This window comes from Amycolatopsis sp. AA4, assembly GCF_002796545.1.
Taxonomy (GTDB): Bacteria; Actinomycetota; Actinomycetes; order Mycobacteriales; family Pseudonocardiaceae; genus Amycolatopsis.
Window position 1 is genome coordinate 3,205,733 of record NZ_CP024894.1, and the last position, 19,620, is coordinate 3,225,352.

The 19,620-nt window shown below is 70.6% G+C and carries 21 protein-coding genes; 15 read left to right on the plus strand and 6 right to left on the minus strand.

Annotated elements, in window-relative coordinates; genetic code table 11:
* Positions 1–67 precede the first annotated feature (67 nt).
* Positions 68–1,057, minus strand: a complete 990-nt coding sequence (locus CU254_RS15190) for an AraC family transcriptional regulator (protein ID WP_037713735.1) — start codon at positions 1,055–1,057, stop codon at positions 68–70.
* A gap of 34 nt (positions 1,058–1,091) precedes the next feature.
* Positions 1,092–1,436 (minus strand): hypothetical protein, encoded by a 345-nt coding sequence (locus tag CU254_RS15195; protein ID WP_009077122.1) that lies wholly within the window; start codon positions 1,434–1,436, stop codon positions 1,092–1,094.
* Positions 1,437–1,571: 135 nt separating this feature from the next.
* Between CU254_RS15195 and CU254_RS15200 the strand changes: the two genes are divergently transcribed.
* Together CU254_RS15200 and CU254_RS15205 are read left to right on the plus strand one after the other, a co-directional pair.
* Complete coding sequence (locus CU254_RS15200) at positions 1,572–2,906, plus strand: MFS transporter (protein ID WP_009077124.1); 1,335 nt, start codon at positions 1,572–1,574, stop codon at positions 2,904–2,906.
* Entirely contained in the window at positions 2,903–3,454 is a 552-nt protein-coding gene (locus CU254_RS15205; RefSeq protein WP_009077126.1) for a flavin reductase family protein, read from the plus strand. The genes CU254_RS15200 and CU254_RS15205 overlap by 4 nt, the downstream gene beginning before the upstream one ends.
* Here CU254_RS15205 and CU254_RS15210 read toward each other — a convergent pair.
* On the minus strand, positions 3,412–4,254 hold the full coding sequence (locus tag CU254_RS15210; RefSeq protein ID WP_078560784.1) for a PaaX family transcriptional regulator C-terminal domain-containing protein: 843 nt from the start codon (positions 4,252–4,254) through the stop codon (positions 3,412–3,414). The two genes, CU254_RS15205 and CU254_RS15210, sit on opposite strands and share 43 nt — an antisense overlap.
* An 85-nt stretch (positions 4,255–4,339) precedes the next feature.
* Between CU254_RS15210 and CU254_RS15215 the strand changes: the two genes are divergently transcribed.
* The 8 genes from CU254_RS15215 to CU254_RS15250 all read left to right on the plus strand — a co-directional run bounded on the left by CU254_RS15215 (position 4,340) and on the right by CU254_RS15250 (position 11,380).
* On the plus strand, positions 4,340–5,530 hold the full coding sequence (locus CU254_RS15215) for an acyl-CoA dehydrogenase family protein (protein ID WP_009077131.1): 1,191 nt from the start codon (positions 4,340–4,342) through the stop codon (positions 5,528–5,530).
* Positions 5,527–5,793, plus strand: coding sequence for a TIGR04076 family protein (locus CU254_RS15220; RefSeq protein ID WP_009077133.1), 267 nt, complete (start codon positions 5,527–5,529; stop codon positions 5,791–5,793). The genes CU254_RS15215 and CU254_RS15220 overlap by 4 nt, the downstream gene beginning before the upstream one ends.
* Positions 5,790–6,068: a TIGR04076 family protein gene (locus CU254_RS15225; protein ID WP_009077135.1), complete on the plus strand. Its 279-nt coding sequence runs from the start codon at positions 5,790–5,792 to the stop codon at positions 6,066–6,068. The genes CU254_RS15220 and CU254_RS15225 overlap by 4 nt, the downstream gene beginning before the upstream one ends.
* A gap of 2 nt (positions 6,069–6,070) precedes the next feature.
* Complete coding sequence (locus CU254_RS15230; RefSeq protein WP_009077137.1) at positions 6,071–7,102, plus strand: LLM class flavin-dependent oxidoreductase; 1,032 nt, start codon at positions 6,071–6,073, stop codon at positions 7,100–7,102.
* Complete coding sequence (locus CU254_RS15235) at positions 7,099–7,740, plus strand: hypothetical protein (RefSeq protein ID WP_009077140.1); 642 nt, start codon at positions 7,099–7,101, stop codon at positions 7,738–7,740. Before CU254_RS15230 ends, CU254_RS15235 begins: the two co-directional genes overlap by 4 nt.
* Positions 7,741–7,875: 135 nt before the next feature.
* A complete protein-coding gene (locus CU254_RS15240; RefSeq protein WP_009077141.1) occupies positions 7,876–8,397 on the plus strand; it encodes a PadR family transcriptional regulator in 522 nt (173 codons plus the stop codon).
* On the plus strand, positions 8,397–9,086 hold the full coding sequence (locus tag CU254_RS15245; protein WP_009077143.1) for an ABC transporter ATP-binding protein: 690 nt from the start codon (positions 8,397–8,399) through the stop codon (positions 9,084–9,086). The genes CU254_RS15240 and CU254_RS15245 overlap by 1 nt, the downstream gene beginning before the upstream one ends.
* Positions 9,083–11,380 carry an FtsX-like permease family protein gene (locus CU254_RS15250; RefSeq protein ID WP_009077145.1) on the plus strand — a complete coding sequence of 766 codons (2,298 nt, stop codon included), beginning with the start codon at positions 9,083–9,085 and terminating at the stop codon, positions 11,378–11,380. The genes CU254_RS15245 and CU254_RS15250 overlap by 4 nt, the downstream gene beginning before the upstream one ends.
* A gap of 55 nt (positions 11,381–11,435) precedes the next feature.
* On the opposite strand, the gene CU254_RS15255 is transcribed toward CU254_RS15250, so the two are convergent.
* From CU254_RS15255 to CU254_RS15265, 3 genes are read right to left on the minus strand one after another with little or no spacing between them, the layout of a single operon-like run.
* A complete protein-coding gene (locus tag CU254_RS15255; RefSeq protein WP_009077147.1) occupies positions 11,436–12,506 on the minus strand; it encodes a trans-acting enoyl reductase family protein in 1,071 nt (356 codons plus the stop codon).
* A complete protein-coding gene (locus tag CU254_RS15260; protein ID WP_009077148.1) occupies positions 12,503–13,384 on the minus strand; it encodes an alpha/beta hydrolase in 882 nt (293 codons plus the stop codon). The genes CU254_RS15255 and CU254_RS15260 overlap by 4 nt, the downstream gene beginning before the upstream one ends.
* Entirely contained in the window at positions 13,381–14,754 is a 1,374-nt protein-coding gene (locus CU254_RS15265) for an NAD(P)/FAD-dependent oxidoreductase (protein ID WP_009077150.1), read from the minus strand. The genes CU254_RS15260 and CU254_RS15265 overlap by 4 nt, the downstream gene beginning before the upstream one ends.
* A 90-nt stretch (positions 14,755–14,844) precedes the next feature.
* On the opposite strand from CU254_RS15265, the gene CU254_RS15270 reads away from it, so the two are divergent.
* The 5 genes from CU254_RS15270 to CU254_RS15290 all read left to right on the plus strand — a co-directional run bounded on the left by CU254_RS15270 (position 14,845) and on the right by CU254_RS15290 (position 19,618).
* On the plus strand, positions 14,845–15,486 hold the full coding sequence (locus CU254_RS15270; RefSeq protein WP_009077152.1) for a TetR/AcrR family transcriptional regulator: 642 nt from the start codon (positions 14,845–14,847) through the stop codon (positions 15,484–15,486).
* 127 nt (positions 15,487–15,613) lie between these two features.
* Positions 15,614–16,354: a FadR/GntR family transcriptional regulator gene (locus CU254_RS15275; protein WP_009077153.1), complete on the plus strand. Its 741-nt coding sequence runs from the start codon at positions 15,614–15,616 to the stop codon at positions 16,352–16,354.
* 79 nt (positions 16,355–16,433) lie between these two features.
* Complete coding sequence (locus CU254_RS15280) at positions 16,434–17,162, plus strand: SDR family NAD(P)-dependent oxidoreductase (protein WP_050788191.1); 729 nt, start codon at positions 16,434–16,436, stop codon at positions 17,160–17,162.
* 42 nt (positions 17,163–17,204) lie between these two features.
* Positions 17,205–18,077, plus strand: a complete 873-nt coding sequence (locus tag CU254_RS15285; RefSeq protein WP_037713738.1) for a cyclase family protein — start codon at positions 17,205–17,207, stop codon at positions 18,075–18,077.
* Between the two features lie 11 nt (positions 18,078–18,088).
* Positions 18,089–19,618 carry an AMP-binding protein gene (locus tag CU254_RS15290; protein WP_009077156.1) on the plus strand — a complete coding sequence of 510 codons (1,530 nt, stop codon included), beginning with the start codon at positions 18,089–18,091 and terminating at the stop codon, positions 19,616–19,618.
* The last annotated feature ends 2 nt before the right edge of the window (positions 19,619–19,620 follow it).

Below are 19,620 nucleotides of genomic sequence, written 5' to 3' on the forward strand. Positions count from 1 at the left end.
GACGGCGATCTCCTTTGCCGGTGCGGACTTGCGTTGCGCAGAGTCTGCGCAGCCCGCCGCGCCGGGACTATCGCCTGCGCGAACCGCCGTCGTCGGTTTCGCGCAGCACCGCCGACGGCGATTCGCCGAACCGTCGTTTGAACTGGGCGGCGAAATCGCCGAGATGCACGAAGCCGCAAGCGATCGCGGTCGCGGTCACCGTGGTGCTGGCGGGATCCGCGGCGGCGAGCAGCGCGCGGGCCCGGTCGAGACGCTGTTCGCGGAGCCATTCGCTGAGAGTCCGGCCGGTTTCGCGGCGGAAGCCGATCTGCAGGCTGCGCAGCGACACCCCGCAGTGCCGCGCCACTTCGGCCATCGAAAACGACTCCGCCAGATGTGCCCGCAGGTAGTCCATCGCGCGCCGCACGCGTGCTGAAGACGGTGGTTTCCCGTCGGCGGCAAGGGTTTCGCTGAGGGTGTTCGGGTGGCCGAGCAGCAGCGTCTCGGCCAGCAGCGCCTCGAGATGACCGGGCCGCGCACCCTCGGCGGACAGGTGGATCGCCGCTTCGACCAGCGCCAGCACGCCGGGGGAGACGGTGTCCGCCCGAAGGTCGAACTGCACCGCGACCGGACCGGGCCGCCCGGCGAGCAGCGCCGCGGTCCGCTCGACCAGCGGCCGGTCGAGGCGGAGCACGACCTGCTCGAACTCGTCGTCGAAATCGAGCTGGAACGCGCGGTACGGGCTCACCACCGACGCCGTCCCCGGTCGCAGCACCGCGCTCGCGGTGCCGTAGGCGAACCGTGCCCGGCCGGCCACCGGCAGCGAAAGCAGGAACTCGTCCTGTTCGGGCGCCAGTTCCGAGATGCGCACGGCCGCGCCGTACCGCAGCCGGTTCACCGAAACCGAACCGGCGGCGAGGTGGTCGAGCCGCGCGGACAACCGGTCGCGGACCCGCAACGTATGCGGGCGCAGTGCGGAACTGCACGCGCCGACGACCTGGTCGACGTCGTCGGCGGCGCTCACGATCCGTTGCCCGCGCATCCGCACGAGCTCGGCGATCCCGGCGACACGGTTCATCCGGGGAGCGTACGTCGGTTGCGGGCGAAGCGCGCTAGTACCAGCCGACAGCACAGCCGCACGCCCGCCCGGCCTGCTCGATCGCGACCTGGTCGAGAGCCTGCCCGTCCGCGGTCGCGACCGGTAACCAGGCCGCGCAGTACTCGTGCCCGTACCGGTCCAGGAACCCGACCAGCTCCCGCGTGGTCACGGCGGGAAGACCAAGGCGAGGGCGGAGTTTCGCGAGCCGCCGGGCCGGGCGCAGGCCGTGCGCGGCCAGGGTCCCGGCGGCGGCTTCCGCGGCGGCCGGGTCGCATTCGGACAGCAGCAGCAAGCCCAGCCGGACTCCGGCGGGGCGGAACCGCTCGGCGAAGAAACGGGACGCGGGATCGTCTGCCATGCCGGTACCGTACGCGGTTAATAGACATCGCAGTAGGCTGTGATGTAGATTACCGCGCTACCCGGGCAGTGCGGTTTCGGCCGCCGCCCACCACACCACGTCGGCGAAGACGACCGGGCGCACAGGAGGTGCGGGGTGGCGGACAACTCTCGCGAAATCACCATCGACCCAAGGAAAAACGCGGCGACCGAACGCGGGAGGGGCAACTCCGCGTTCCTCGTGGCGGCGGGCGCGACGGCCCTCGAATACTACGATTTCATGCTGTTCGGCATCGCCGCGTCGATCATGTTCGGCCCGGTGTTCTTCCCGGTGGCGAATCCGTTGACGGCCACGCTGCTCGCGCTCGCGAGCTTCGGCGTCGGTTTCGTCGCGCGGCCGCTCGGCGGGATCCTTTCCGGGCATTTCGGCGACCGTTACGGCCGCCGTCCGGTGCTGCTCGCCTCGCTGGTCGCGATGGGCACGGCGACCACGCTCGTCGGCCTGCTGCCCGGCTACCGCCAAATCGGCTGGTGGGCTCCCGTTCTCCTGGTGGTGCTGCGACTGGTGCAGGGACTGGCGACCGGCGGCGAAAGCGGCGGCGCGATCGTCTACGGCGTGGAGAACGCGCCGGCGGGCAAACGCGGCGTGTTCGGCAGCTACTCCGGCATGGGCCAGAGCTTCGGCGCGCTGCTCGCGATCGGCGCGTTCACGGTCGTATCGGCGGCGATGCCGGAGAGCACGCTGCTCAGCTGGGGCTGGCGAATCCCGTTCCTGGCGGGCGGAATCGTCACGCTGATCGGCATCCTCGCCTTGGCACGCACCCGCGACACCAAGGATTTCGTCTCGGAAGGCGGGACCGAAAAGGCCGACCGGACCCCGTTGCGGGTGCTGTTCCGCGAACATCCGCGTGCGCTGCTGCTGGCGACCGGCCTGAGCGTCGGCACGAACGGCCTCATCTACATCCTGCTCACGTTCGCGATCACCTACAGCAAGGACAACGGCTGGTCCGGTTCGCAGGCGCTGGTCGGGCAGGTCGTGCTCGTGGCGGCGGTCGCCGCGGCGGTGCTCTTCGCCGGTGCGCTCGCCGACCGGATCGGCGCGCACAAGGCGGTGGTGCTCGGCGCGGTGCTGACCGCGGTGTTCAACTTCGTGCTCTTCGGCGTGATCGCGGGACACAGCCAGATCGCGTTCTTCGCGGCATTCGCCGTCGCTGGGGTGATCAACGCGCTCATCACCGGGCCCACGCCAGTCTATTTCGCGAGTCTGTTTCCGACGAAAGTCCGCTACAGCGGCGTTTCGCTCGCGTACCAAACCGGCGCGGCGATCAGCGGATTCGCCCCCGCGGCGGCGGTGTTCCTCTTCGACGTCTCCGGGCAGGCGGCGTGGTCGGTGCCGCTGTTCGGCGTGCTGCTGGCGGGCATCCTCGCGGTCTGCACGCTGCTGCTGCGGGGCAGCGCAAAGGAATTCGAGACGGAAGGGGAGCGGCGATGACGGCGAACCGGCTGGGCGCCAGCGTGGTGGCGCGCGAGACCGATCCGGTGGATCCGGGCAGCCTGCGCGCGGTGATGCGCGGATTCGCGACCGGCGTGACGGTCGTGGCCACCGCGGACGAGGACCGGACGTTCGCCGCGGTGGTGAACTCGTTCACCTCGGTTTCCCTTGCCCCGCCGCTGATCCTGGTCTGCCTGAAGGTCGGCTCGCGGACCTGCGCCGCGATCGAGCGGCGAGGATTCTTCAGCGTGTGCGTGCTGGCTGACGACCACCGGCGGCATTCCGAGCGGCTGGCGCGTTCTCAGCCCACTGTGGACGACGAAGCCTTCGAAGTCGCGCACGGGTTGCCGGTGATTCGGGACGCTCCGGCCGGGCTGCTGTGCCGAGTGGACTCGACCCTGGTGAAGGGCGACCACGTGATCGTGATCGGCTGCGTGGTGGCGACCAAACTGGCCGAGCGGGACCCGTTGTTGTTCTACAATGGACAGTACCGGGTGCTGCCTGGTCAGGGAGTCGCGGAGGCGGGGTCGACGGCCTCGGTGAAATAGGCGGCCGCGCGCGGCCGGAGTGCGTCGAGGGCTTCGCGGTAGACCGTGAGGGCTTTCGCGCGCGCTCCGGCGTGCGGTGTCCACAGAGGAGGGAGCTCCGGGTCGAGGTTCGCGAAGGAGCGGAACGTGTGCAGCATCGTGGTGCACGCGAGGAACGCTTCCTCCGGCGTCGCCTCGGGCTCGCTGGCGAGAGCGGCGTAGCGCCCGGCGAACCGTTCGTAGTGTCCGGCGAGGTCGTCGAGTTGCCAGAGATGGCTCAGCAGCGCGGCGGGCACCGTCTCCTCGTCCAGGCGGCACTGGAAAATCGCGACCTCGTCGGAGATGCCGAGCAGTTTCGCGTAGTCCTTCACCTCGCGCAGATAGTCCTTCGGCGAGGCCCACACGGCTTCCTGCAACTGCCCGAACCCGTGGAACCGCAGCTGTTTGACGAAATTCGACCGGTCGGCCTTGCGGTTGTCGCCGAGGTTGTGCCACACCACGGTCCAGGTCTTGGGCGTGTCGTCGACCGCGGCGAGGGTGGCGAGCCGGTTGTCGCCGTCCTCGAGCAGGTGCAGCGCGCGCGGGCTGAGCGTGTAGGAGATCGCGCGGCCGCGGCGGTGCCGTTCGGCGAGCCCGCGGTGCACCATCCGGTTGAGCGTGATCCGGCCGGTCGCGGTGGTGACGCCGAACTTTTCGAGCAGCACGACGAGCCCGCCGGACCACATCGGCGCCGTCCTCGGCTGCAGGTAGGCGCCGAACATGCTGAAGAGCAGGCCCTGCGGTTTCGGGTCGAACAGCGGATCGTCGGTCGAGGTGCGCAAGCCGCCAGCATAGCCCAGCCGCCGCGACGCCCGGCCGGTCCCAGATAGTTGACAGTGCGCTCCGGTGCGATGAAGAATACCGGCTATGACGTCGACCTACGCAACGCCCGGCGAGGTCCGGGGGAACGACTGGCAGGCCCCGTTGTCGAGCGCGGCGGTGCGGGCCAACGCCGTCGCGCTGGGCCCGCTGGTCCGCGCCGAAGCGGACCGCTGCGAATCCGAAGCCCGGCTTTCCGACGCGCTGATGCGTGCGTTCCGCGCCGCGGGCCTGTTCCAGATGGGCTTCCCGGCGAGCCGCGGCGGGCTCGAAATGCCGCTTGCGGACCAGCTCGCGGTCGTCACGGAAATCGCGCGCCACGACGCGGGTGCGGGCTGGAACGTCGCGGTCCTCAACGCCTCGGGCTACTACGCCGGACGGCTGGGACAGGCCGCGTACGACGAGCTGTACCCGACGCGGGACCTGCCGACCGGCGGCTCGTTCCACCCGCCCGGCCGCGCGGAGGTCGTCGACGGCGGCTACCTGGTCAGCGGGCGCTGGGACTGGGGGAGCGGCACCCCGACCGCCGAACACGTCGTCGGCGGCTGCCTCGTCTACCGCGACGGCGAACCCGTGCGGCGCGCCGACGGCCGCCAGCTCCTGCTGGGCGTCTGGCTTCCGCGCGCCGCGGTCCGGCACACCGGGAACTGGCAGGCGCTGGGAATCCGCGGTTCCGGCAGCGGTTCTTACGAGATCGCCGAGCCGGTTTTCGTTCCGCAGACGCATGTTTTCGACCGCGAAGCGCCGCCTAACCCGGACGCGGATCCGCTCAACAAACACGTAGGGCTGCTGTTCTTCCCGCTCACCGGAGTGTGCCTGGGACTGGCGCAGCACGTGGTCGAGCTGACCCTGGACGCCGTCCGCGCGCGCTGCCGCGGCGACGTGTCCAAACTGGACACCGCGACGAAGCAGCAGCTCGGGCAGGCGGCGACCGAAACGGACCTCGTGTACCGCGGCATCGAGGAGGTCGCCCGGCGCGCCGACGAGGCGATCTTCACGCCGGGCCGCGTGCTGGATCCGGTCGAGGAAGCGCGGCTGCGGGTCGCGAACAGCCAGGCCGGCGAGACCCTGCGGCGGGTCCTCGACCTGTGCGCCGACCTCTACGGTTCCCGCTACATCTACCAGTCCGATCCGCTGGAACGGGTCATCCGCGACGCGTGGGGCGCGCTCGCGCACTTCGGCGCGAAGAAATTCCACTGGGCCGGGTATGCCGAGGAATTGCTGGGGGCGGCGTCGTGACGACGGTCCGGGTCGTGGTCGAGGAGGGCGGTTCGCCGCGTTGCGGCCTGGCGGCGGGCGACGCGTTCGAGGTGACCGGGCCGGTGCTGCGGATCCCTTCCGGCAAGCCGTTCTGCCTGCAGGCGATGCTGGCGGCGGTTCCGCTCGTGATGTCCAAAATGGACGAACGGCCGCCGGGGGATTGGCTGGAGCGCAAGCCGTTCGTGTGCTGTCCGGACCCGGCCGACGACGTCCTGTTGCGCCTCGATCGGGTCGGGCCGTGACCGCGCGCTTGCGGTGCACGGTCGAATCGATGAACTACTCGGCGTGCGACCTGGCCGTCGGGGACAGCTTCGACCTCGGCGACCGCGGCGTCTCGCTGCCGGAAGGACGCGGGTTCTGCATGTTCGCGATCGCCGCGGTCGCGTCCGCGCTCGCCGGGCGGGACGGTGCGGAATCCCTCGACGCGTGGCTGGCGCGCGAACCGCTCGTGGCTTGTCCGGATCCGCCGGAGAACTTGGTGCTGCGGGTGCGCGCGCTGCCGGAGAAAGGATCGTGAACATGGGACGTGACCTCGTATTGAGCGTGCGGGTCGGCGCGGCGGGCCACGGCACGCGCGGGCTGACCGCGGCGGCGGTCAACGCCGAGGAGGCCGGATTCGACCAGGTCTGGGCGGGCAACGACATTTTCGGCCCGCCGGGCATCGCCGGGCTCGCGTCGATGCTGCTGGGGACCAGCCGGATCGCGGTCGGCGCCGGCGTGCTGGACCCGGTGTCGCTCCACCCCGCGCAGATCGCGCAGCTGGCGAGCGGGTTCCAGGAGATGTCCGGCGACCGGTTCCTGCTCGGTCTCGGCGCGGGCTCGGACCTGTTCCTGAGCTGGGGCGGGCTGAAACCGGCGAAACCCGTGGTGCGCACGCGGGAGGCGATCGTCGCGATCCGGGAGCTGACGCACGGCCGCAGCCCGGCCGGCGTGCCGGGGGCCGGGGACTATTGGGCGGAGCAAGCCCGGATCCAGCAGCCGCGGCCGGTGCCGATCTACGTCGGCGCGATGGGTCCGCGCATGCTGGAGATGACCGGCCGGTACGCCGACGGCGCGCTGCCGCTCTGCCTGCCGCCGAGGCAGGTGTACCGCGCGATGGAGCAAATCGGCACTGGCGCGGCAAAGGCGGGACGGTTGGTGGCGGATCTCGATGTCGCCGCGTGCCTGTGGTGCTCGATCGACACCGACGCGGACGCGGCACGGCACCTGCTCGCCCGGCACATCGCGCACTACAGCGGCTCGCTGAGCACTGACGCACTGGTCGCGAATGGCCTCGATCCGGAGGAATTCGCGCGTACCCAGCAACTGGTGCTCGACGGCGACGAAGACGCTGCGATCCACACCGTGCGCACGTCCTCGACGATGCTCACCCTGGGGGTCGCCGGTGGAGTGGCGGAGGTGATCGAGCAGTGCGGGACGCTGGCCGAAGCCGGCGCGCGGCATTTGTCGTTCGGCCCGCCGATGGGCCCGGACGCACTGGCCGCGGTGGCGCTGCTGGGCAAGGAGGTCTTGCCGGTGCTGCGTGCGGAGTTCGGCTCTTGCTCGGAGTGATCGCGATCGGCGGCCGCCGAGCACGGGTCCGCGGCGACGTCGGCTGCCCGGAGACCTACTCGGAACCGGTCCTGTTCGAGACCGCAGCAGGCACGTCGATGCAACAGGTCTTCGACGGCCGCGAGCGGGACATGCTGTCCTCCCTGGAACAGGCCGGGCAAACGCTGGTCGAGCGCGGCGCGACGGTCCTCACCACTACCTGCGGCCTGCTGACCACTCTCCAACCCGAACTGGCCGCGCGCTTCGACGTTCCGGTGGCGGTATCGCCGTTGCTGCAGGTCCCTGGATTGCTGGAGACCATCGCGCCGCGGAAGATCGGTGTGGTCACGGTGCTCGCCGACCTCCTCACCCCCGGGAGGCTTGCCGCGGCGGGGATCGCGCCGGAGCGTGTCGAAGTGCTGGACCTCTCCGGCGCGCGGCATTTCGTCCCGGCGCTGCGCGAGGGCCTCGCCATCGACCCGCAGCTCGCGGAACGGGAGATCTGCGAGTGCGTTCACGCGGCAAGCCCAGAGGTCGGCGCGCTCGTCGTCGAATGCGCCAACCTCCCGCCGTACAGCGCCGCCTTGCGTGCCGCCACCGGGCTGCCGGTGTGGGACGCGCTAGACCAGATCCGCTGGCTCGCACCAGCTTCGCGGTGACCGTCGGACGCTAACCGCATTGCCTCGCTGACCTGCGGAGAAGCACTACTCTATGGAGGTATACACGGTGCGTATACCTCTGTTGTATAGTGATCTTCACCCTCGGGATTCCGGGGTCAAGGGAGGAACAGGGGAATGTCGGTTTCACACACCTTGCTCGGGTTGCTCGAGTCGGGTCCGAGGCACGGGTACGACCTGAAACGGGCGTACGACGAGCAGTTCGGGCAGGACCGCCCGCTCGCGTACGGCCAGGTCTACTCGACGCTGTCGCGCCTGCTGCGCAACGGCATGGTCGAGGTCGCGGGGGTCGAGAGCGGCGAAGGGCCGGAGCGGAAGCGCTACACGATCACCGACGCCGGGATCACCGACGTCGAGAAGTGGCTGAGCACTCCGGAAAACCCGGAGCCGTATCTGCAGAACACGCTGTACACGAAGGTGGTCCTGGCACTGCTGTCCGGACGCGACGCCACCGACGTGCTCGACGTCCAGCGCGGCGAGCACCTCAAGGCGATGCGCTCGCTCACGAAACGCAAGTACGAGGGCGACCTCGCCGATCAGCTGATCTGCGACCACGCGCTCTTCCACCTCGAGGCGGATTTGCGGTGGCTCGAGCTCACCGCGGCCCGGCTCGGCGAACTCGAGACGGCGGTGCGCTGATGACCAGGCCGGGAACCGCGTTGCTCGCGGGCAGCGGACTGCACAAATCGTTCGGCCAGACGCGGGCGCTCGACGGGGCGGCGCTCGCGGTTTCGGCGGGGGAAGTGCTCGCGATCATGGGCGCGTCGGGTTCGGGGAAATCGACGCTGCTGCACTGTCTCGCTGGGATCGTCCGGCCGGATTCGGGGACCATCCGCTACGGCGGCCAGGACCTCGTCGCGATGGACGACAAGGGCCGGAGCGCGTTGCGGCGCACCGAATTCGGCTTCGTGTTCCAGTTCGGCCAGCTCGTGCCCGAGCTGACCTGCCTGGAGAACGTCGCGCTCCCGCTGCGGCTGACCGGGGCGAAGCGGCGGCCGGCCGAGGCGAAGGCGAAGGAATGGCTCGCCCGGCTGGAGGTCGACAACCTGGCGAAGCGGCGTCCGGGCGACGTGTCCGGCGGGCAGGCGCAGCGGGTCGCGGTGGCGCGGGCGCTGGTGACCGGACCGAAGGTCGTCTTCGCCGACGAGCCGACCGGCGCGCTCGACTCGCTCAACGGCGAGAAGGTCATGCAGATGCTCACCCAGGCGGCGCGGGAAACGCACGCCGCGGTGGTGCTGGTGACCCACGAACCGCGGGTCGCGGCGTACTCCGACCGCGAGATCGTGGTCCGGGACGGGCGCACGGTCGACCGGGAGCTGGTCGCATGACGCGGGATCTGCTGCTGGGACTCCGGCTGGCCGTCGGGGGCGGCCGGATGTCCGGGTCGGCGCTCCTGCGGCTCGCGATGACCGCGTTCGGGATCGCGCTCGCGGTCGCCGTGCTCCTGCCCGCCGCCTCGGTGAGCCATCTGGTGGACGCCAGGGCGGACCGGGCGGCGGCGATCAAGCAGGACACGACGCCGCGGGAGGGGATCGCGCCGCTGGCGACCTACCGCTGGTACCCGTCGGTCGGCGAGGATTTCCTCCAGCTGACCGCGGTCGCGGCGACCGGGCCGAACTCGCCGGTGCCGCCGGGCCTTTCCCGGCTGCCCGCGCCGGGCGAGCTGATCGTGTCGCCCGCGCTGGCGGAGAAGCTGAATTCGGCCCAGAGCGCGTCGCTCCGGGCGGGGCTGCCGGGGACTGTCGTCGGCCAGATCGCCGAGCAGGGCGTCAGCGACGCGGCCGACCTGACGGCGTACTACGGGTCGACCGCCGCGGAGATCAAGGCCGAGGGCGAGAACGCCAGCAGCGTGTACGCCTACGGCAAGCCCGTCGAAGGGTTCGCGCTGTCGGCGATCATGTGGATGGTCGTCGCGCCGATCGCCGCCGTGTTGCTGCTGCCGTTGCTGATCTTCGTGACCACCGCGTCGCGGATGGGCGCGGCGCAACGCGAACGGCGGCTCGCCGCGCTGCGGCTGATCGGGGTGGACGCCCGGCAGATCAAACGGGTCGCGGCGGCGGAATCGCTGGTGGGCGCGGTGCTCGGGCTCGTGGCCGGCGGTGCGCTGTTCTACGCGCTGCGGCCGTTCATCGGGGACTGGCTCCCGTTCGGCCTCCGCGTGTTCCCGGACGATTTCACGCCGTCGTGGGTGGCGCTGCTGGTGATCGTGCTGCTCGTGCCCGGCCTCGCGGTCGGCTCGGCGCTGTTCGGCCTGCGCCGGACGATCGTCGAACCGCTCGGCGTGGTCCGGCAGGGCAAGCCGGTTCGGCGGCGGATGTGGTGGCGCTGGACGATCACCGGCGTCGGCGCGGTGTTCCTGTTCGGCACGCTCGTCTTCGCCCCGGGATCCGGCGACCAGGCCGCGGCGCTGGCGCTCGCGGCGGGCAGCGTGTTCCTGCTCATGGGCGTGGCGGCGCTGCTGCCGTGGCTGGTGGAGCGGATCGTGGAACGGCTGCGGGGCGGCCCGCCGTCGTGGCAGCTCGCGGTGCGCCGGCTGCAGCTCGACAGCGGCACCGCCAGCCGGGTGGTGTCCGGGCTGGTCGTCGTGCTGGCCGGGACGATCCTGATCCAGGGCGTGCTCACGTCGATGACCGCCCGCACCTCCCGGTCGTTCGAGACGCCGGCCGGGGTCGCGGCCGCGCCGGTGCGGGTGGACACGACGAGCGCGCACGAGGCGGAAGTCCGCCAGCGGCTGTCCGGCGTGCCCGGGGTGACCGGCGTGCACAGCGCCAGATCCCTGCAGCTCACCTCCGGCGAGCGGGAGGTCTACGGCACGGTCGGGGACTGCGTGGCGCTGAAGACGCAGGCGGACATCGGCGATTGCGCCGACGGGGACGTCTTCTATGTAGCGGGCTCGTCGGCCCAGGCCGCGCCAAAGGGCGACTACCAGCTGACCAGCTACCGCGACGGCAAGCCGGTGCCCGGTCCACAGTGGACGGTGCCGGACCACGTCCGGGTCGTGCCTTCCAGCAACACCGCGAAGGCGGCGGCCAGCAGCCTGCTGGTCACGCCGGGCGCGTTCGGCGACCACAAGCTGCCTACGGAGCGCATCGAACTGTTCGTGGCAGGCCCCGGAAGCGTCGAATCGCTGATCGACCGGGTCGCGACCGCGGTGCGTCCGCTGGCGTGGAAGGCCGAGGTCGGCAAGACGGACTACCTGTCCGACTACGCCGGCCGCGACCAGCGGATGGTCGAGAACTTCCGCGCGGTGCTGCTGACCGCGTCGCTGTTCGTGCTGGCGGTGGCGGCGATGAGCCTGCTGATGCTGTCGATCGAGCAGATCAGCGAACGCCGCCGCCCGCTCGCCGCGCTCTCCGCGGCCGGCGTGCCGATCGGGGTGCTGGCCCGAGGATCGCTGTGGCAGACCGCGGTTCCGGTGGTCGTCGGGGTCGTGCTGGCGGTCGGGGCCGGGCTGGGCCTGACCGCGCCGATCCTGCGGCTGGCGAAGCTGCCGATGATGGTGGACGGCACGGTCCTGGCCGGTCTGGCGGGCGCCGCGGTGGCCGCGGTGCTGCTGGTGACGGCGTTGACGCTGCCGCTGCTGCGCCAGGTGACCCGGCTGGACACGCTGCGGTCGGAGTAGGCCCAGTGGTCCGTGAAGGGCTCCTTGAGGGAATCTGATTCCTTCGGGGAGCCCTTCACGGCACTTGCCGCACCAGGCCCAGCTCCGCACATCCGTCCCGAAGCGGCTCCAGGCCGAACGCGTCGACCGGACCCACCACTCCCGGCGTCGCCGGACCGTCCACGCTCAGCCGGATCGCGGCCCAGGCCAGCAGGTCCCCGGTGAGCGTGTACGCATTCGGTCCCTCGAGCCGTACCTCGATCCGGGAATCGGCGATCGCGACGACTTGTGCGCCGGTTTTCGCGCGGGCGGCCGCGTCCGGTCCGCCGGGCGGGCCCGCCATCGGTCCGCTCAGCGCGCGCAGCACCGGTCCGGCCACCGAGGCGAGCGCGGACACCACCGGCATCGCCCGGCTCAACGCGGGGAACCCATCCATTGTAGACAGTGACCTCGTCCAGCGACGGGAAATTCCCGGCAGGAAAAGCACTTCCGTGCCGGAGACCAGAAAAGCCGCCTTCGACCGGCCCCGAACCGGGAACGAACGCACCCGGCTGCCGGTTCGCTCCTCGACCAAGCGCCGTCCTCGCCAGCGCAGCGAAGGCAGGGTCAGCCCGTCGCGCATGGTCGCCCGGGTGCCTTGGCTCAGACCCCGGGCGAACGGACCGGTGGCGAAGTAGCCGATCTCCAGCGAGCGCACGCCCTCGCCCGCTTCTTGCGCGGCCAGGGCGCCGGCGAGGATGCCGGGGACGTAGTCGTACCCGAAGGCCGGGACCATTGCCGCGCCGGTTTCGGTCGCTCGCTCGTGGTGCCGGGCACGCAGAGTACGGACGAAACCGACCTCGCCCGTCGAGTCGAGGTAGTGCGCTCCGGCGTCGGCGGCGGCCTGGGCGGCCGCGTGGCCGATCCGCTCGAACGGGCCGACTGTCGCGATCAGCACGTCCCCGGGCCCGGCCAGCGAGCGGAGGCTCGCCGGGTCGCGGACATCCGCGACCGCAGTCTCCAGATCGCCGTGCGTCGCGGCCAGAGCCTCCAGCGCGGATCGGTTCCGTCCGGCCAGAACCGGGCGCACCCCGTGCCGTACCAGCGATTCCGTGACCAGGCCGCCGGTGTAGCCGGTCGCGCCGAACACCACGAGACGGCCGGTCATGCCGGCACCGGCACGTGCCTGCGGAGGAAATCGAGCTGGTCCGCGATCACTCGCTCGAACGGCTCGCCCTGGTAGATGGCGAAATGCCCGTCCGGGTAGGTCCGGATCTCGCCGCGCGGCGCACGGGCGGCGTACCGCAGCGTCGGCCCGGAGGGAGCGACGGAATCCTTCTCGCACACCGCGAACAACGTCGGCACCTCGATTCGGCCGGCCCCGCGACCCGGTCGGTACCGCAGGATGTCGAACACCACCCGGGCCGCCACCTCGTTGCGGAAACCGCTGCCCGGCGGCACCAGCGCGAGATACCCCGGCTCCGCGTCCGGTGCGGTCATCAGCGCGGTGCCTCGCTCGGGGCCGGCCGTGGCGATCAGGTGCGGCGGCCGTCCGAGCCGGTGCCCGACCACGTCCCGGACCGCGGCGAAGGTCGCCTTGACCGAACTGGCCGGGTGCATGGCGAGCGCGGAGGAGATGCCGTCGGTGAACGGGCATTGCGCGATCGCGGCGACGAGCCCGGCCGGACGGCTCGCCGCGGTGCTGAGCACGTGCCCGCCGCCGAAGGACGTGCCCCAAGCGACGACGCGCTCGCCGTCCACCTGGGGGAGCGTACGGGCGTAGGCGAGCGCGGCGGTCCAGTCGGCGAGTTGTTTCCGCGGGGACAGCAGGTGGCGCGGAGTGCCTTCGCTGTCGCCGAAATGCCGGTAATCGAAAACGAGACACGCGTATCCGGCGGCGGTGAAACGCTCGGCATACGCGGCGAGGCCCATCTCGCGGACCGCGCCGAGGCCGTGGGCCATCACGATGATCGGCGGTTTTTCGTTGGCGGGCAGGTAAAGCGTGGCCGCGCACCGGTCGCCGTCGACCGGGAAAGTCACGTTCATGCCGGGATCTCCTCTCGGGCGGCGGCGCTGGCGACGGGACGGTCGGCGGGAGTGCGGCCTGCCGGACGGCGGGCCCCGCGTCGGCGTTCGAGCCGAAGGTCGCGCATGTAGTCGTCGTAGTCAACCTGGATGGTGTGCCGTTTGGACGCGACGTACCGCCGCGCGATCCGTCGCCGGTGCCGGTCGATTTCGCGTTCCATCTCGGCCGCGCCGGGCAGGTGGTAGCGGCCTTGCAGATGATCGGCGATCAGCAGCGCCTGCCGTTCCGCGATCGGCATGATCGCGCCGAGCGGCTGCACCAGCCCGACGAAATACAATCCGGGCACGCTCGGGTGGAAAACCCGCCGGTACAACCGGATCTCGTTGTCGCCGGAAGGATCGAGGAAAGCGCGGTCGAAGAACGGGAAGCTGATTTTGTACCCGGTGCAGAACACCACCAGGTCCGCGGCGACCCGGCGGCCGTCGGTGAACACGACGTCGTCGCCGTCGAACCGCTCGATGTTCGGCACCGGCGTGATCGCCCCGTGCGCGAGCCGGTCGAGAACGCGGCTGGACATCGTCGGATGCGCTTGCGCGAACTTGTGGTCCGGTTCGGGCAGCCCGTACCGCGTCATCGGCCCGGTCGCGGCGGCCATCAACCGGCGCGCGAGCGGCCAGCGCAGCGCCGAGGGCAGCCATTCCTTCCCGGCGATCTGGTCGTACGGCCTGCCCCACACGTATTTCGGGATGACGTGCACCCCGCGCCGCGCGGAAAGATACGTTTCGGCGGCGTGATACGAGGCGTCCACGGCGATGTCCATCGCGGAGTTGCCCATGCCGACCACCACGACGCGCCGTCCGGCCAGCTGTTCTTCCTCGGTGTAGGAATGCGAATGCATGACCTCGCCGCGGAATCCTTCGACTCCGGGGAACATCGGCTCCGGCATCCGCGGATCCCAATGGTGGCCGTTCGCGACGAGCACCGCGTCGTACCGTTCAGTGTCCCCTGTGGACAGTGTCACGGCGAAGCTGCCGTCCGGCTTCGGCTCGACGTGCGCGACCCCGGTGCCGAACCGGATGCGGTCGCCGAACCCGAAGTGCTCCGTATACGCGGCGAAATAGTCGGCGATCTGGTCGTGCCGGGCGAAGTCGGGCAGGTTCCGCGGCATCGGGAAGTCGCTGAATTCCATCCGGTGCCGCGAGGTGTTGATGTGCAGGGACCGGTAGGCGGCCGACACCCCGTTGCGGTTGCCCCACACCCAGTTCCCGCCGACCCGGTCGGACAGTTCGTAGCAGTCCACCTCGACGCCGCGCTCGGCGAGCACCTTCACCGCGGCGATCCCGGACGAGCCCGCGCCGACGACGCAGACCCGGAAGCTGTTCGCGGACATGCGTTCTCCTTCTTGTGACCAGTGGTCATATGACCAGCGGTCATAGAGTACGATCGGAGCGCGGGGAGAGTCAAGAAGAGGAGGTCGGCGGTGCCGACGGGAACGTGGGAACGGCTGCCGGAGAAGCGGCGGGCGGCGGTGCTGGCGGCGGCCGAGGCGGAGTTCGCGGCGCGTGGGTTCAGCGGCGGCAGCCTCAACACGATCTGCCGCGAGGCCGGCGTGTCGAAGGGCAGTCTGTTCCAGTACTTCGCCGACAAGGCCGACATGTACGTCCACCTCGCCGAACTGGCGAGCGTGCGGATCCGCGCGGCCATGGAGGCCGAGATCGCGGAACTCCCGTGGGACAACGACTTCGCGGGTGCGCTCGACCGGCTGCTCGACGCGTGGGTGCGGTATTTCTACGACCATCCGCTCGAGCGCGCGATGACCGCGGCGGCCAACCTCGAACCGGATCCGACCGCCCGCACGCCGGTGCGCGAGGCGGTCAACCGCCATTACCTGGCGGTGCTGCGTCCGCTGATCGAGCGGGCGGTGGCGGCGGGCCAGCTGCGCGCGGACACCGACGTCGAGATCGTGTTGTCGTTGCTGCTGCTCGTCTTGCCGCACCTGGCGCTGGCCCCGCACGTCGAGGGACTGGACCCGCTGCTCGGCCTGGTCGAAGGCGATTCCGCGCACGCGGCGGCGACGGCGCGCCGGATGACCGGGGTGCTGCTGGGGCCGTATCTCCGCTGAACGACGCGAACCGAGCCGTCCGGGAAATGCGGTCCGGCGCGGCCCCGCCGGAAATCCCGAGTGGTATAGACTGGCGCGGCCACGTGATTTACCGCGCCGCCGCTATCGCACCGACAGGGGTCGACCGATGACCAGCAAGCAGAACGCCACGCAGGCTGGCGAAAAAGGCGGCACTCGGCGGCTGGCGGAAAAGGTGTCCGAGCAGATCGAAAAAGACATCATCGACGCGGGCTGGCGCGTCGGATCGGTGCTGGGCTCGGAAACGGAGCTGATCGAGCGGTACGGGGTCAGCCGGGCGGTCTTCCGCGAGGCGGTGCGGCTGGTCGAGCACCAGCAGATGGCGGCGATGCGGCGCGGTCCCGGCGGCGGACTCGTGGTGACGGAACCGGATCCGGGCGTCGTGCGCAACGCGGCGCGGGTGTACCTGCGGCACGCGGAGGTGAGCAGGCAGCAGCTGATGGAGGCCCGGACCGCGCTCGAGGTCGCGGGCATCGCGCTCGCCGCGGAAAACCTCACGGAATCGGGAATCGTCCGGCTGAAAGAAGCACTCGAATCCGAACGCGAACTCATCGAGCGGGGATTCACCCGAGGGCACGCGCGCAATCTCCACCGCGTTATCGCCGAACTCGCCGGAAACCCCGCGATCACATTGTTCGTGGAAGTCCTCGCGCAACTCGATCAGGACATCGTGCAGCGGGAATGGGACGCGGAAGACTCCGGCGGCGAACACCGCGACGCCGCCCGCGAATCGCACGAGGCGCACGAAGCGATCGTGGCCGCCCTCGTCGCCGGGGACGCGCCGCTGGGCCAGCACCGGATGCGCCGGCATCTGCAGGCCATCGCCGCGTTGCTGCGCCCGGAAGCCTGATCCCTCTCGCAGAGTACACTCTTTCTCCTCCTGGGCACAGCATCTGGTGTCAGGTCCGGCAAAAGAGTATCCTGTATTGATGCCGACCACGATGGGTTATGACGCCGGAAGCTGCGTCCTGGTCACCGGCGCGGGGAGCGGGATCGGCCGGGCGGTCGCGCTCGGGGCCGTCGAGGCGGGGGCGGCGGTCGCCGCGTGGGACCTCGACCCGGCGGCATTGGCCGGTCTCGTCGAGGAATCCGGCGGAAAGGTGCTGCCCGTCGAGGCCGACGCCGCCGATCCGGATTCGGTCGCCGCGGCGCTCGACCGCACGCTGGCCTGGCGCACGCCGGGCATGCTGGTCAACAATGCGGGTCCGTCGAGCCAGCGGCCGCGGCCGTTCGCGGACGGAGTGGTCGGCGTGCTCGGGCTCGTCGAACTGGTCACCACGTCCTGGCTCGACCGGGTGCGGGAGCGGGCGGAATCCGTCGTGAACGTCGCGTCCATCGCGGGAACTGTGATCGGCGGCGGCGTGAGCTGGTATTCCGCGGCGAAAGCCGGAGTGCTCGGCTACACCCGGTATCTCGCCGCCGAAGCGCCGTTCGGCGTGCGGGCGAACGCGGTCGCGCCCGGCCTGGTCGAAACGCCGCGGATGAAGGAGTTCTTGCCTTCGGAGACCGGCCGGCGCATGGTGGGCCGGACGCCGCGCGGGCGGGCCGTGCAGCCCGCCGAGGTCGCCGCGGCGGTGTTGTTCCTGGCGTCCCCGCTGGCGGCGGGGATCACCGGCGCGGTCGTCCCGGTGGACGCCGGGCTGTCGGTGACCGTCTGAGTTTTCTTCTGCCCCTTGCCCTTCGGACACAAGGAAGTGTTCATGAGTTCCCGGAGCACCCCGCCCGACGCCGGCCTCGTGCGCAGCCTCGGCCTGCCCGCGACCGGCTCCGTGTACGACCTGTCGACCGGTTGGTGGCGGCACATGCCGACGTTCGCGGGCAACCCGCAGCTCGAAGTCGTCACCTACAACTCCCCGCGGGGCCAGCGCGCCGAGGGCCGGTTCCCGTTCGACTCGCCCGGCACGAACGACGTCGAATTCGGGTATGTGTCCGAACTGGTCTCCGGCAGCCTGCACACCGGAACGCACATCGACGCGCTGTGCCACGTCACCTGCGGCAGCGAGGACGAGTGGCACGGCGGAATCTCCGCGAACAGCGCGCTCGGCGACTACGGAGCGCTGCGCGGCGACGCGTCGGAACTGGGTCCGATCATCGGCCGCGGAGTGCTGCTCGACATCCCCAAAGTGCTCGGGCTCGACGTCCTGCCACCGCATTTCGCTGTCGGGGAAGACCATCTCCGGCAGGCAGCCGAAGCGGGCGGCGTCACGATCACCGGATCGGACATCGTGCTCGTGCGGACCGGCCAGATGAAGTTCTGGCCGGACACCACGCGGATCGCCGAGGAGAGCGGGGGCAGCGGCGTCGGCGTGGACGGGGCGGAATGGCTCGTGTCGAAGGGCGTGCGGTACGTCGGCGCGGACACCATGTCGTTCGAGGTCCGGCCGTCGCCGGTGCCGGGCAATCCGCTGCCGGTGCACGTGCTTTTGCTGCAGCGGCACGGCGTGCACATCATGGAGTGGGTGAACTGCGAGGACCTGGCGGCGGACGGCGTCGTCACGTTCCTCTTCGTCGCGCTGCCGCTGACGCTGCGCGGCGGGACCGGTTCGCCGTTGCGCCCGATCGCGGTCGTCTGAAGGGAGCCGGGATGGAATTCGCCAACGACGTGCCGCTCAGCCCGCTGAGTTTCCTGCGGCGCACGGTCGACCTCGACGGCGACGGGATCGGCGTGGTCACCGACACCGGGGAACGGATGTCGTGGGCGCGGTTCGCGGACCGGGCGGAGCGGCTGGCCGGACGCCTGCGCGAACTGGGGCTCGGCGAGGGCGACCGGGTCGCGGTGCTGGCGCCTAATGGCGTGCCGTTGCTGGAAGCGCATTACGGCGTGCCGGGAGCCGGATGTGCTTTGGTGGCGCTGAATACGCGCCTCTCGAAAGACGAATACGCGCAGCTGCTGCGGCTTTCCGGCGCGAAAGCGCTCATCGTCGATCAGTCGCTGGTCGCGCAGGTGCCGGAGCGGACGCCGGAGCTGCGGGCGATCCTGGTGCTCGGCGAGGATTACGAAAATTGGCTGCGCACTGCGGATCCGGTGCCGTTGCGGCTGCCCGGCGACGAACGGCAGCCGCTGGCGGTCAACTTCACCTCCGGCACCACGGCTGGCCCGAAAGGCGTGGTCTATACGCACCGCGGGGCGTACCTCAACGCGCTCGGCCAGGTCGTTTCCACTGGGCTGCAAGCAAGTTCGCGCTATCTCTGGACGCTGCCGATGTTCCATTGCAACGGCTGGTGCTACACCTGGGCGGTCACCGCGGCGGGCGCTCGACACGTCACGCTGCGAAAGATGGACGCCGTGCGGGCGTTCGAACTCATCGAGCAGGAAGCGGTGACGCACCTCAGCGGCGCTCCGGTCGTGCTCGACCTGCTGGTGCAGGCGAGCGGCGGCGCGCGGTTCACGCAGCGGGTGCAGTTCGCGGTCGGGGGAGCGCCGCCGTCGCCCGCCGCGATCGCGGCGATGTCCGGCATCGGCATCGAGGTGACGCACCTGTACGGGATGACGGAGACGTACGGGCCTTCGCTGATGTGTGTCCCGCGGCCGGAATGGCAGGAGCTTGATCCGGCTGGGCGGGCGAAAATGATGGCGCGGCAAGGGGTTCGGACGGTCAACGTCGAATCCGCGCGGGTGGTGACCCCGGAGTTCGAGGACGTTCCCGCGGACGGGGAGACGCTCGGCGAGCTGATGATCCGGTCGAACACCGTGATGGCGGGCTACCTCGACAACCCGGAGGCAACAGAGGCGGCTTTCGCCGGCGGCTGGCTGCACACCGGCGACGTCGCGGTGCGGCATCCGGACGGGTACGTCGAGGTCCGGGACCGGCTCAAGGACGTGATCATCAGTGGCGGGGAGAATATCGCGTCGATCGAGGTCGAGAACGCCTTGCTGGGCCACGAGGCGGTCGCGGAAGCGGCGGTGGTCGCGAAGGCCGATCCGCGGTGGGGCGAGGTGCCGGTCGCGTTCGTGCGGCTGCGCGACGGAGCCGAAGTGTCCGAGGCGGACTTGATCGAGTGGCTGCGGGAACGGCTGGCGCATTTCAAGGTGCCCCGGGACCTCCGGTTCGCCGAGCTGCCGAAGACGTCCACCGGCAAGATCCGCAAGGCGGAGCTGCGCAAGCTGGCGTAACC

What these genes read in the sequence shown, in the direction of transcription:
- CU254_RS15190 (WP_037713735.1), bottom strand. Translation starts at nt 1,057, where the DNA reads ATGAACCGTGTCGCCGGGATCGCCGAGCTCGTGCGGATGCGCGGGCAA.
- CU254_RS15195 (WP_009077122.1), bottom strand. Translation starts at nt 1,436, where the DNA reads ATGGCAGACGATCCCGCGTCCCGTTTCTTCGCCGAGCGGTTCCGCCCC.
- CU254_RS15205 (WP_009077126.1), top strand. Translation starts at nt 2,903, where the DNA reads ATGACGGCGAACCGGCTGGGCGCCAGCGTGGTGGCGCGCGAGACCGAT.
- CU254_RS15215 (WP_009077131.1), top strand. Translation starts at nt 4,340, where the DNA reads ATGACGTCGACCTACGCAACGCCCGGCGAGGTCCGGGGGAACGACTGG.
- CU254_RS15230 (WP_009077137.1), top strand. Translation starts at nt 6,071, where the DNA reads ATGGGACGTGACCTCGTATTGAGCGTGCGGGTCGGCGCGGCGGGCCAC.
- CU254_RS15240 (WP_009077141.1), top strand. Translation starts at nt 7,876, where the DNA reads ATGTCGGTTTCACACACCTTGCTCGGGTTGCTCGAGTCGGGTCCGAGG.
- CU254_RS15245 (WP_009077143.1), top strand. Translation starts at nt 8,397, where the DNA reads ATGACCAGGCCGGGAACCGCGTTGCTCGCGGGCAGCGGACTGCACAAA.
- CU254_RS15250 (WP_009077145.1), top strand. Translation starts at nt 9,083, where the DNA reads ATGACGCGGGATCTGCTGCTGGGACTCCGGCTGGCCGTCGGGGGCGGC.
- CU254_RS15255 (WP_009077147.1), bottom strand. Translation starts at nt 12,506, where the DNA reads ATGACCGGCCGTCTCGTGGTGTTCGGCGCGACCGGCTACACCGGCGGC.
- CU254_RS15260 (WP_009077148.1), bottom strand. Translation starts at nt 13,384, where the DNA reads ATGAACGTGACTTTCCCGGTCGACGGCGACCGGTGCGCGGCCACGCTT.
- CU254_RS15265 (WP_009077150.1), bottom strand. Translation starts at nt 14,754, where the DNA reads ATGTCCGCGAACAGCTTCCGGGTCTGCGTCGTCGGCGCGGGCTCGTCC.
- CU254_RS15275 (WP_009077153.1), top strand. Translation starts at nt 15,614, where the DNA reads ATGACCAGCAAGCAGAACGCCACGCAGGCTGGCGAAAAAGGCGGCACT.
- CU254_RS15280 (WP_050788191.1), top strand. Translation starts at nt 16,434, where the DNA reads ATGCCGACCACGATGGGTTATGACGCCGGAAGCTGCGTCCTGGTCACC.
- CU254_RS15285 (WP_037713738.1), top strand. Translation starts at nt 17,205, where the DNA reads ATGAGTTCCCGGAGCACCCCGCCCGACGCCGGCCTCGTGCGCAGCCTC.
- CU254_RS15290 (WP_009077156.1), top strand. Translation starts at nt 18,089, where the DNA reads ATGGAATTCGCCAACGACGTGCCGCTCAGCCCGCTGAGTTTCCTGCGG.